9 protein-coding genes and 1 other RNA gene are annotated in these 11,536 nt (G+C 67.1%); 6 read left to right on the top strand and 4 right to left on the bottom strand.

Annotated features, from left to right (window positions below; all coding sequences use genetic code 11):
• Positions 1 to 447 (bottom strand): division/cell wall cluster transcriptional repressor MraZ, encoded by a 447-nt coding sequence (mraZ, locus tag AC5QAH_RS20260; protein WP_004143635.1) that lies wholly within the window; start codon positions 445 to 447, stop codon positions 1 to 3.
• Between the two features lie 323 nt (positions 448 to 770).
• Between mraZ and AC5QAH_RS20255 the strand changes: the two genes are divergently transcribed.
• Both AC5QAH_RS20255 and AC5QAH_RS20250 read left to right on the top strand, forming a co-directional pair.
• Positions 771 to 1,523 carry an NRDE family protein gene (locus AC5QAH_RS20255; RefSeq protein WP_049482064.1) on the top strand — a complete coding sequence of 251 codons (753 nt, stop codon included), beginning with the start codon at positions 771 to 773 and terminating at the stop codon, positions 1,521 to 1,523.
• 101 nt (positions 1,524 to 1,624) lie between these two features.
• A complete protein-coding gene (locus AC5QAH_RS20250) occupies positions 1,625 to 2,104 on the top strand; it encodes a DM13 domain-containing protein (protein WP_010481944.1) in 480 nt (159 codons plus the stop codon).
• A gap of 89 nt (positions 2,105 to 2,193) precedes the next feature.
• Here the strand turns inward: AC5QAH_RS20250 and rnpB are convergent.
• Together rnpB and rsmI are read right to left on the bottom strand one after the other, a co-directional pair.
• Positions 2,194 to 2,545, bottom strand: an RNA gene (gene rnpB, locus AC5QAH_RS20245) — RNase P RNA component class A.
• A 155-nt stretch (positions 2,546 to 2,700) separates the two neighbouring features.
• On the bottom strand, positions 2,701 to 3,519 hold the full coding sequence (rsmI, locus tag AC5QAH_RS20240) for a 16S rRNA (cytidine(1402)-2'-O)-methyltransferase (protein WP_241873695.1): 819 nt from the start codon (positions 3,517 to 3,519) through the stop codon (positions 2,701 to 2,703).
• Between the two features lie 81 nt (positions 3,520 to 3,600).
• On the opposite strand from rsmI, the gene AC5QAH_RS20235 reads away from it, so the two are divergent.
• From AC5QAH_RS20235 to AC5QAH_RS20220, 4 genes are all read left to right on the top strand, one after another.
• Complete coding sequence (locus AC5QAH_RS20235) at positions 3,601 to 5,322, top strand: penicillin-binding protein activator (protein ID WP_049435659.1); 1,722 nt, start codon at positions 3,601 to 3,603, stop codon at positions 5,320 to 5,322.
• The gene (locus AC5QAH_RS20230) at positions 5,312 to 5,680 is read left to right on the top strand and encodes a YraN family protein (RefSeq protein ID WP_262102812.1); all 369 of its coding nucleotides are present in this window, start codon (positions 5,312 to 5,314) and stop codon (positions 5,678 to 5,680) included. Before AC5QAH_RS20235 ends, AC5QAH_RS20230 begins: the two co-directional genes overlap by 11 nt.
• A 79-nt stretch (positions 5,681 to 5,759) precedes the next feature.
• Positions 5,760 to 6,368 (top strand): metal-dependent hydrolase, encoded by a 609-nt coding sequence (locus tag AC5QAH_RS20225; RefSeq protein ID WP_312387024.1) that lies wholly within the window; start codon positions 5,760 to 5,762, stop codon positions 6,366 to 6,368.
• Positions 6,365 to 7,750: an FAD-linked oxidase C-terminal domain-containing protein gene (locus AC5QAH_RS20220; RefSeq protein WP_049482068.1), complete on the top strand. Its 1,386-nt coding sequence runs from the start codon at positions 6,365 to 6,367 to the stop codon at positions 7,748 to 7,750. Before AC5QAH_RS20225 ends, AC5QAH_RS20220 begins: the two co-directional genes overlap by 4 nt.
• Positions 7,751 to 7,962: 212 nt before the next feature.
• On the opposite strand, the gene AC5QAH_RS20215 is transcribed toward AC5QAH_RS20220, so the two are convergent.
• Complete coding sequence (locus tag AC5QAH_RS20215) at positions 7,963 to 11,178, bottom strand: autotransporter outer membrane beta-barrel domain-containing protein (protein ID WP_262102809.1); 3,216 nt, start codon at positions 11,176 to 11,178, stop codon at positions 7,963 to 7,965.
• Positions 11,179 to 11,536: the final 358 nt, after the last annotated feature.

Below are 11,536 nucleotides of genomic sequence, written 5' to 3'. Positions count from 1 at the left end.
TCACAACTTCAGGTCGAGCAACCCATCACCCAGATCCTCGTCAGACAACGTCTGCTGGATCAGGGCCCGATGCGCCTGCTCGCTCCACAATTCGAACTTGTCGCCCATACCGAGCAATACCGCCTTCTTCTCAATGCCCACCGCACCGCGGTGGCTGGCGGGGATGCTGATGCGACCGTTGCCGTCGAGCTCCAGATGGGCGGCCGAGCCGACCAGCTTCTGCTGCAACAGGCGCACGACGCGCTGGGTGTTGGGCTTGGACATGACGTCGTCGCGGACCCGCTCCCATTCCGACTCTGCATACAGCCACAGGCAGCCGGCTTCGAACGGGTTGTAGGTCAGCACGAGACGGTTGTTGCTGGCGCGCGCGACGAGGTCGCGGTAAGCGGTGGGAACCGCCATGCGCCCTTTATCGTCAACTGTGATGGCCGTCTCGCCCTGGAACACGACGCGTGCACCTATCCTTCGCCCGGTGAAACATTGAACCACGAAAACCCACAAAACACCCGGATTTCCCTCTGATGCCCACCTTAGCAGCGGCCGAAGGGTTGTCAACAACTTTTCAGCGGGGAAATCGCCAGCCGCATCAATGGCTTGCAACAACCTTTAGAGAATTGTTCAAGGCTTATCCACAAGTTGCTGATCCGTCTCAATTTTTGAGATTGAACGGAAGTTCAGGGGTGTGGACAGAGCGTGAAACATCGCTCGCGCATTCATCCGGGACGGGCAGGAAGCGGCGCCAGACTGCGCAAACCGTGCACAATGAGGCCATGTGCCTGCTCGCTCTTGGCTGGATGCACCACCCGCGCTGGCGGCTGGTGATGACCGGCAACCGTGATGAGTTCCACGCCCGCCCGACAGCGGCGCTGGCCCCCTGGCAAGATGAGACCTCCGTCATCGGGGGGCGCGACCTGCGCTCCGGCGGCGGCTGGGCCGGCGTCGGTGCGGGTGGACGCATGGCCGTGGTCACCAATGTCCGCGACCCGCTGGCCGCCCAGACCGGTCCTTCACGGGGTGCGCTGGTGGCCGACTTCCTGCGCGGCCGCGAGCCCGCCGCCGTGCATATCGACCGACTGGCAACGGTGGCCGGCGCCTACGCCCCATTCAACCTGCTGCTGGCCGACGGCCACAGCCTGGAGTTCCTGGGCAACCACCCTGCCGAGCGCCAGCGCCTGGGCCCGGGCGTGCATGGCATGTCCAACGGTGCGCTGGACGCGCCCTGGCCGAAGACCCGGCGGCTGATGGCTGCGCTTGAAGCCTGGTTCGAGGCCGGCGATGAGGACCTGACCCCGCTCTGGGCCGCCCTGGCGGACGAACATCGCCCCGCCGACAGCGACCTGCCCGACACCGGCATCGGACTGGAACGCGAGCGCTGGCTGAGCCCGGCCTTCATCCGCGGCGACGACTATGGCACCCGCGCCAGCACGGTGCTGCTGATCGATGCCGAAGGGCACGGGCAGATCCACGAGCGTCGCTTCGGCCCGCAGGGTGTCGCCCTCGGCCAGAGCCAGGTCGATTTCTGACCCTGTACCTGTTTTCTGTGTCTATAAATGTCTGCACGCACGCCACACGATGACCCGGCGCGGTTCTGCCGCGCGCCTCACCGATCCACAGGGAGTCATCGATGCGCCGTGTTCTCGTACTTGTCGTCACCCACCTGCTCGCCCTCGGCCTCGGCTTCGGCCTTGGCATCTACCTGCTGCCGATCCTGATCGCTCCCGACGACCCGCCGGTCGCGCAGGTACAGGCGGCGATGGGCGACGCCCGTTACCACACCACCTTCCGTCGCGACCTCAAGGGCAGCGACGCCGTGCACTGGGCCGACGGCAAGGTCAGCGTCAGCCCGCGCCAGGTCGCGTTCGACGGCAAGATGGGCCCGGGGCCGGACTACAAGGTCTACCTCGTGCGCGACTTCGTCGACAACAAGGCCGATTTCCTGAAGATCAAGGCACAGGCCCAGCGCATCGGCGAGGTGAAGACTTTCAACCGTTTCCTGGTGGACGTGCCTGAAAGCGTCAACGTGGACGATTACACCACCGTAGTGGTGTGGTGCGAACGGTTCGAGCAGTTCATTTCCGCCGGGCAGTACCGCACGCCGGGTTGAACAACATCCCAAGCATCTGGGCGGAGAGCAGCCGAGCATGGCTCGGCTCTACTGTAGAGCCGAGCCATGCTCGGCCTACCGTAAGAAAGAGGCGGAGCCGGCCGATAAGCCGGGTTCTGTCGTGGACAGTCATTCCTCTAGGCGTTACGTCACCGCAACGCTCAAGCAACCTACCCGGATCCAACGCGGGCCGCGCCAAAGGATCCCTATTTGGTCTTGCTCCAGGTGGGGTTTGCCGTGCCGGTCTGTTACCAGACTCGCGGTGCGCTCTTACCGCACCATTTCACCCTTACCGGCCTTCCGAAGAAGACGTAGGCGGTATCTTTCTGTTGCACTTTCCGTCGGCTTGCGCCGCCCAGGCGTTACCTGGCACCTTGCCCTATGGAGCCCGGACTTTCCTCGGCACCCCCGAAGGGATGACGCGACTGTCTGGCCGACTCCGCCAGCGCGCATTCTAGCGTACGCGCGCCTTTCCTGCCGTGCCGATCGCGGCGTCCGGTTCATCCATCCACGCGTGGCGTGGATCTACCGATGCCGCTGCCCTGGTGGGTGGGGATTCCGATCTGGTGGGTGCGGACCTTGGTCCGCACGATCCATCAACTGCCGTACAACGCCTTGCGCGGCGCACCGGTCAGTTCCGCGGCCAGCTTCGCGGCGGTCGACGGCGGCAGATGCTCGCTCAGCTTGGCGTAGACGCGGCGGCCATGCGCCAGCTGCGCTTCCTCATCGTCGCCGGCGCCCTGCACCATCACCACGAACTCGCCCTTGCGCTGGTTCTCGTCAGCTTCCACCTTCGCCAACAGGCCGGCCAGGTCACCGTCGAGCACGGTCTCGAACAGCTTGGTCAGCTCGCGGGCCAGCACCGCCGGGCGCTCGCCGCCGAAGATCGCGGCCATGTCGGCCAGCGACTCGGCGATGCGATGCGAGGATTCGTAGAACACCATCGTGCGCACTTCACCCGCCAGCGCCTGTAGCCGGTCGCGGCGGCCGCTGGCCTTGGCCGGCAGGAAACCTTCGAAGCTGAAGCGGTCGCTGGGCAGGCCGGCCACGCTCAGCGCGGCGATGGCGGCACAGGCCCCGGGAATCGGGCTGACCTTGATGCCGGCCGCGCGCGCGGCACGCACCAGGCGGAAACCGGGGTCACTGACCAGCGGGGTGCCGGCATCGCTGACCAGCGCCAGCGACTCACCGGCCTGCAGGCGCGACACCAAGCGCTGCGCCAGGGCCTCTTCATTGTGTTCATGCAGGGCCACCAGCGGCTGCTGGATGCCGAAATGGGACAGCAACTGGCCGCTGCGGCGGGTGTCCTCGGCACAGATGGCCACCACCGAACGCAGCACCTCCTGCGCGCGCGGGCTCAGATCGGCCAGGTTGCCGATCGGGGTGGCGACGACATACAGGGTTGGGACACTCATTTCAGCGGTACTCACGGGGCAAGGGTAGAATCGTAGCGTGTACCCGGCCAAGGCCGCTGCCCTCATCGCATGGACCCGATCATGAACAAGCCCGCCGCACGGATCTCCGCCCTGTCGCTGTCGCTGATGCTGCTGGCCGGCTGTGCCACCACCAGCCTGACCAGCGCGCCCGAATCGCCGGCCCAGAGCCAGGCGCTGGCGCTGATCGAACAAGGCAAACCGCGCGACGCCGCCCTGCAGCTGGAAGCGCTGGCCGCAACCCTGAAAGGTGGCGCCCGCAGCAACGCCCTGGCCGATGCCGCCTGGGCCTGGCACCTGGCCGGCGACAGTGCCCGCGCGCGCAGCCTGCTTGGCCAGCTCACCGCCCGCCAGCTGTCTGGCACCAGCCTGCAGCGCTACCAGCTGACCGGCGCCGAGCTGGCACTGGCCGACAAGCAGCCGGCGCAGGCCCTGGCCCTGCTGAAGGAACAGGGCGACAACGTCTTCCCCGCGCTGCGCACGCGCTGGCACGTAGCCCGCGCCAACGCGCTGCAGGGCACCGGCGATGCCTTCGGTGCCGCCACCGAGCGCGCCCGCGCCCACGCCAGCCTGACCGGCAGCGCACGCAGCGAGAACCAGGCCGCCATCGCCGGTCTGCTCGGTACGCTTGACGACGCCACCCTGCGCAGCCGTGCCGCCGCGCTGCCGGCCAACGACCCGCTGTACAACTTCGCCGGCCGTGCACTGATCGCGCGTGGCCTGCCGCTGCCGCGCCCGTTCGACCGCGATGGCGCCGCCCAGTTCGATACCAGCAAGCGCCCGCCGGCCATGAGCGACGGCTACCGTCCGCCGGCCAAGCTGGCCGTGCTGCTGCCGCTCAGCGGCCGCCTGGCCACCGCCGCGCAGCCGGTGCGTGATGGCCTGCTGGCCGCGTACTACGGCGAGACCCGCCGCCGCCCGGACATCAACTTCATCGACACCGCCGGTACCCCGGCCGGTGCGCTGGCCGCCTATGACAAGGCCGTCGCCTCCGGCGCCGACTTCGTGGTCGGCCCGCTGGGCCGTGACGAAGTGGATGCGGTCTATGGCCGCCAGCAGCTGCAGGTACCGGTGCTGGCCCTGAACCGTGGCAAGGACGCGCCGCCAGCCGGCAGCGCCGGCTTCTCGCTGGCGCCGGAAGACGACGGCATTGTTGCCGCCGAATATCTGCGCGGCCGCGAGCGCGGCAAGGCGCTGGTGATCAACAGCGCCGACGACACCGGCCGCCGTGCCGCCGCCGCCTTCGCCCAGCGCTTCGCCCAGCGTGGCGGCCAGGTGGTGGCCACCGTCGGCGTCAGCGACGCGGTTGGCGATGTCGGTGCGCAGGTGCGCAATGCCGGCCAGGTCGATGCCGTGTTCCTCGCCGTGCGCGCCCCGCAGGCCCGACTGCTGGCGCCGCAGCTGGCGCTGGCCGGTGCCGGTGGCGCCACCCGCGTTGGCACTTCGCAGCTGACCGTCGGCAGCGGCAAGGTGGAAGAAGACGTGGCGCTGGACGGCATCGTCTACCCGAACGAAGCCTGGAACGTGCGCAGCGTGTCCGGCCTGCCCTCGGCCAGCCAGGTCGCCAGCACCCTGCCCAGCGCACGCGGTGCGGCCGGCCGCCTGTTCGCCTTCGGCGCCGATGCCTGGAAGATCACCGCCTACCTGGACAAGCTGTCCAACGAAGGCGGCCTGGACGGTGCCACCGGCACCCTGTTCCTGGACAGCAATGGCAACATCCTGCGCCAGCCGGCCTGGTCGACCTTCAATGGCGGCCGGCCGATGCCGATCGTCGGTGGTCGCTGAGCGCAGCCAACGTGGCTCGGCGGTGGAAGCCGCCGCCGAGCAGCATCTGCAACAGGCCGGACTGCGGCCGCATGCGCGCAATGTGCGTTATCGCGGCGGTGAACTGGACCTGGTGATGGACGATGCCGGCACCGTGGTGTTCGTGGAGGTGCGCTACCGCGCGCGTTCCGATTTCGGTGGCGGTGCTGCCTCGGTGGATGTGCGCAAGTGCCGACGTGTAGCCCATGCCGCGTCGCTGTACCTGCAGGACCATCCCGCGCTTGCCGATGCGCCCTGCCGTTTCGATGTGGTGGAAGCTACGGGTGAACCACCGCAGTTGAACTGGCTGCGCGATGCGTTCCGGCTGGATGATTGCTGATGGTTGCCGTCCGCTCTGGTAGAGGCCGACCTTGGTCGGCGCTTCTGGGACTGGCCGGCACGACCATGGTGCGTGACTGATGCCGTCGATCATCACCCATGCCGCTGTACCGCTGGCGCTGTGGTGCGCCGCCGATCGCGGCCGCATTCCGGCGTGGCTGCTGGCTGCAGGTGTGGTCGCCGCGATGCTGCCCGATGCCGACGTGCTGGCCTTTGCCCTGCACATTCCGTATGCCGATGCGTTCGGGCATCGTGGTGCCAGCCATTCGTTGTTGTTTGCCTGCGTGCTGGCCGCGTTGGCCGCGGTGTGGGCGTTCTTTGGTAGCGGCCGACCTTGGTCGGCGGTTTCGCGCCAACCAAGGTTGGCACCTACCCAGCGAGGGCCAACGTTGGCGTCCACCGTACAGGCGGCGGCGTTCGTCTTCATCTGCGCCGCCAGCCATCCCCTGCTCGACGCAATGACCTCCGGTGGCCTCGGCGTTGCCCTCGCCTGGCCGTGGAGCGAACAGCGCTTCTTCGCCCCGTGGCGGCCGATCCGCGTTTCACCGTTTGCGCCGCAGTTCTTCAGCGCGCGCGGCATCGCCACCCTGCTCTCTGAACTGCGCTGGGTCTGGCTGCCGCTGGCCGGCGCCGTTGTTGCCTGGAAACTGATCCAACCCGCTCCTGCTGCCCCACGAGATCTGTCATGAGTACTGCCCTGCCCACCGCATTGATTGCCGAACTGTCTGCCCTGCTGGGAGCGGAGGGCTGGCGCATGGATGACAACGCGCTGGAGGCGAACGCGCAGGACAACTCGTGGCGCCACCAGCGCCCCGCTGCCGTCGCGCTGCCCGCCAGCGTCGAACAGGTGCAGGCACTGGTGCGTGCCTGTCGCGTGCATGGCGTAGCGCTGGTCGCGCGCGGCGCCGGCACCGGCACCACCGGTGCAGCCGTGCCGTTGCCGGGCAGCATCGTGTTGTCGTTCACCCGCATGGACCGCATCGTGGAGATCCGTGCCGGTGATCGCTGCGCCGTGGTGCAGCCCGGCGTGCTCAATGGAACGCTGCAGCAGGCGCTGGCGCCACATGGCCTGTTCTGGGCGCCGGACCCATCCAGCGCGGAGATCTGCAGCGTGGGTGGCAACCTGGCCTGCAACGCCGGTGGCCCGCGCGCGGTGAAGTACGGCACCAGCCGCGACAACGTGCTGGGCCTGGTCGCGGTCACCGGCACCGGCGAGGTGATCCGCTGCGGTGGCGCCTACACCAAGGACTCCACAGGCTACGACCTCACCCACCTGCTGGTGGGCAGCGAAGGCACGCTGGCGCTGATCGTGGAAGCCACCCTCAAGCTGACCCCGCTGCCGGTCAGCCAGGCCGGTCTGCGCGTGCTGTACCGCGACGCCGACGCGGCGGCGGCAGCGGTATCTCGCCTGATGTCGCAGCCGGTGGTGCCCACGCGCCTGGAATTCATGGACGCCCGCAGCCTGGAGCTGCTGCGCCTCAATGGTGCCGAGGTGCCCGAGGCGGGCGCGATGCTGCTGGTCGAAGCCGATGGTGACCACGATACCCTGCCCTACCTGTTGCAGGCACTGGCCAGCGCCGCCGAAGGCGACGGCATGATCGAACTGGACGTGGCAATGGAAGGCCGCGCACGCGACCAGTTGTGGGCCGCACGCAAGGCGCTGTCACCCGCACTGCGCACCGTCGCGCCCGGCAAGATCAATGAAGACGTGGTGGTACCGGTGTCGCGCATTCCGGAACTGGTGGCCGGCGTGCAGGCATTGGCACGCGAGTACACGCTGACCATCGTCACCTTCGGTCATGCCGGCAACGGCAACCTGCACGTCAACATTCTTTACCACCCGGACGATGCCGACGAGAACGCACGCGCGCATGCCGCGCTGCCGAAGATCTTCGAACTGACGCTGTCACTGGGAGGCACGTTGTCGGGAGAACACGGCATTGGATTGGCCAAGCGCGATTTCATGACGCAGGCGTTCAGCCCGGCCACGCTGGCGACGATGCGCGCGATCAAGACCGCGCTGGACCCGGATGGAATTCTCAACCCGGGCAAGGTGCTGCCGCCGGTGTGATGCCTGATTGCACCGGGGTCAGATCCCATCGTTTGCGCCCACCGCACTGTAGAGCCGAGCCCACGCTCGGCTGCTCTCCGTTCAGATCACGATGCACCCGCGCTTCGCGCGGTGAGCCGAGCATGGGCTCGGCTCTACAGAGGTCCGCGTGCCGGAAGGGTTGGGGTCGGATCCCATTGCCAAGCAATGGGCTCCGACCCCGGCACGCCCGCTTACCAGGCCATGCGCACGCCCACCTGGCCACCCACGTTGCGGTAGCCATGGTCACCGCGCTGTACACTCAGCCCGCCCCATGCGCCCCAGCGCTGGCCCAGCTTCAACTCGGCACCGGCCTGCATTTCATAGCGATTGCGCGGCACATCCGCGCCCAGCGTGTCATCGTTGAACTGCAACGTGCTGGTGCCGCTGCCACGCAGCCAGTTCACGCCCAGGTACGGCTGCACGGTGTTGCCGGCTGCAGTGCCATGACCGAACACGCGCACGCCCAGGCGCCCGCTCAGGCCACCGGCATCGGCGTGGTCGATCACCGTGCCATTGCTCTCCACGTGGCGATCCGCACGGTAGTCCGCATACGTCAGCTGCAGCTGCGGCTGCACGTAGAGCGAACTGGCAGCACCCTGCCACACATTGAAGGTATGGCCCATTTCCAGTGACGCAGTGGCCACGCGCGCATCATAGTGCTCCGGCTCCAGGCCGATACCCTGCACACGGTTGTCGAAGCGGCCGAACTGCATGGTCGCATCCACATAGGCACCGCCGGTGCCTTCCGCATCCTGCAACCAGGTGCCGTACACACCCAGGGCGGTACCACGCACGCGGCCGGTGGCGCTGTAGCCGGTCAGATCCGAAACGACACGGTTGTCGGCACGACCATTGCCCAGCATCACGCCGAACGCAGCATTGCCCTTGCGCAGCAGGTCACTGCCAATCTGAAGCACCGACGTATTGCCGTCCACGGACAGCTGCCCACCAACGGCAGTGAAGTCCGCATTGCTACGACCCACGCGTGCCCATGCAGTGCGCTCACCCGTGAGGGTGCCGGTGCGATCATGCATCCGGTGCGCGAACATGTTCACTGCGGCGGACTGGTTCGCCAGATAGGCACCGGCTTCCGGGCGCAGCACCGGCGGCGGCCGGATCGGATCGACGATTCCGCCGCCGCCCCCGCCTTCACCGCCTTCACCCGGATCCGGACCCGGGCCTGGGTTCACCACGCAACCCGGCGCACCCGGGTCGTCTTCGCAGACGTCAAACCACTGCGAGCGCAGATACCAATGACCATCGCTGGGATCGCCCAGACCGCCCTGGAACAGGAAGTACTCGTACGAACCGCCCACCGCACGCCCGGTCAGCGCATAGCTGGCCAGCGATGCGCCGTCCACTTCGATCAGCTGGATGCCATCCACAGTGGGCGCCCCCACACCGCCGATGTTCCTCACCGCAATCAGGGCATCACCATAAGTATCACCGCGCACGTGCAGGCGGTCGATGGCCGAATCATCGCCAGCCAGCGCGCCCTGGAACAGGAAGGTGGCGCCCTCGCTGTGCAGGTCACCTTCCACCGTGAGCGTATTGAAGCGGCCGCTGCCATCGGACAACGCCACCACGCTGTCGCGCGCCTGCAACTCGTCCACGGTCGCATCGCCGGTCAACGTCCATTGGCTGCCGCGTTCAAGCACAAGCGTCTGCACCAGATTGGAAGACCCCTGCCACAGCGCGCCATCCGCCAGGCGCACGTGTACATCGGACTGCGGCACCAGTCCGGCGTCTTCGTCCTCGGGCGTGATGACGATATCGCCGTGCAGCTGAGAGCCCCCTTCCAGCGCCACGTCGAAGCGGCCGGCGACGGCAGCATCCAGCGCCAGGCCGATGCCATTGCCACCGGACACCACCACGCCGTTACTCAACGTCAGCGCCGGATCGCGGCTGCTGCGCAACCAGATGCCACCGTGCTGGGCACTTACCAGCGAGCCACCATCGATGCTCATGCGGCCGTTGTCGTTGATCACCGCCGCCCAGGCACCTTCACCTTCGGTGCGCACGTGGGTATTGGCCAGCGTCATTTCGCCCACACCACCGGAGAGCACACCATGCGCGCCCTCACCGGTGGTCAGCACGGTGCTGTCCACCAGATCGATGCTGCCGCCCTTTCGTGCCACGGCCCCTATGGCGTTGTCGCCGGTAGTGCTCAGCAACGTATCAAGGGCATCGATGCGAGGGCGTACCGTGCCGCTGAGTTCCGCGTACAGCGCATGGCTGGACGCGCCCGTGGTGTGGACCTCCGCGCCGTCCAGCGTCACCGCACCGCCGCGATTGTCGATGCCAACCCGATTGTCACCTTCGCTACGGACCACACTGCGCAGGAGTTCCAACGTTGCCGAGTCGTAAACTGCAATCGTGGCCGCCCCTCCATCACCCAGCAGTTCGGATCCCTCGACATGGGCGGTAGTCCCCAGCCCTGAGAGCCGCAGCGCCCCGTTCGCCGCATGCACACGACTGCCCGTCAGCTCCAGCCGCGCACCACCAATCGCGCTGATGCCATAGTCACCGCGAACATCCACCGATTCCAGTCGCATGCTCCCACCGTGGGCTTCGACGGCCGTGCTCCCTGCTGCAACTGCGGTAACGGAACCTCCAAGCAAGGCGACGTCGCCGCCACCTGCCAGACCGGTCCCCAAGCCCTGCACCGTGATGTGCACATTGCGCAGCTCGCCGGTACTGCCTGCGTGGATGGCGACGCCAAGACCTGCACCCTCATGGACAACCTGTGTGTCCTGCAGGTGCAGGGCGGCGCCCGAGTTGGCCAGGGCGACGTAGTTCCCCGCGCCGCGGCTGACCAGGGTGCTCCCTGCGATCCGTGCCGTACTGCCCGCACCACTGACCATCACCGCGTTGGCATTGCTTCCTTCCACGGTGATCGCACCGCCGCCCAACTCCAAAACACCGCCGCCACTGACCATCACGCCGTGCGCGCCATTGCCACGGGTGAGAATGTCTGCGTGGCCAACGCTGGCAGCGGAACCCACAACGTTCATGCCGTGACTGGCTGAACCCTGTGTCTCGATGCTGACCCTGGCGATCTGGATCGCACCGTCAGCGCCGGAAATGGACACGCCTGCTGCATTGTCGCCACGGGTGGTGATGGTGGCATCGGCAACGTACAGGCTGCTGCCGGTGCCTTCCACGCGGATGCCAGCAGCCCCATTTCCCTCGGTGGCCAGCACGACCGCATCGTTGGCCGCGATGCGGCCGCCGTTGAGTACATGGAACGCGTGCGCGTCGACACCGGTGGTGGAATAGCTGCCGCCCGCGGGATTCTCATGGGTGCCATCAGCCACCACCTGCTGAGCCTGGACGGCAGGTGAGACGAACAGCGCGCCCGCCAGGGCGATTGCGAGGGGATGGTGATGCGGGGAAGCAGTGCGCATTCGAGGTCTCCGGGAAGTGGCCGACATGCTCGCGGCACGACCAACGCCCCACTATCGAATCCGTTGCAATCACGGCTGCGTCCGAATGTCGCAGATCGCAAGGCCCCATATCCGTGCCTTAACGGCTCCCATAGCGGATTAGCCCGCCAAGCGCGCTTTGCAACTAATTGCATGGGAACACTCCCGCAGCGAGCCGACACTTTGGGCCATTCCAGATACGCACATTCGCAAACAACCGCCCACCTCACACTTTCTTCACGAGTTGCAGGCTTATACGTCACCCCGCTGAACAGGGGTTTCCGGTTGTCATGCAGTGTCCCGCTCGCTTCTCTCTGCAAAGGACAAGACCATGCACCTT

The sequence above is a fragment of the Stenotrophomonas sp. YJH_SMC_43 genome (assembly GCF_059372535.1).
The sequence above is the reverse complement of the archived record's forward strand: the minus strand, read 5'-3'. Positions and strand labels throughout refer to the sequence as shown.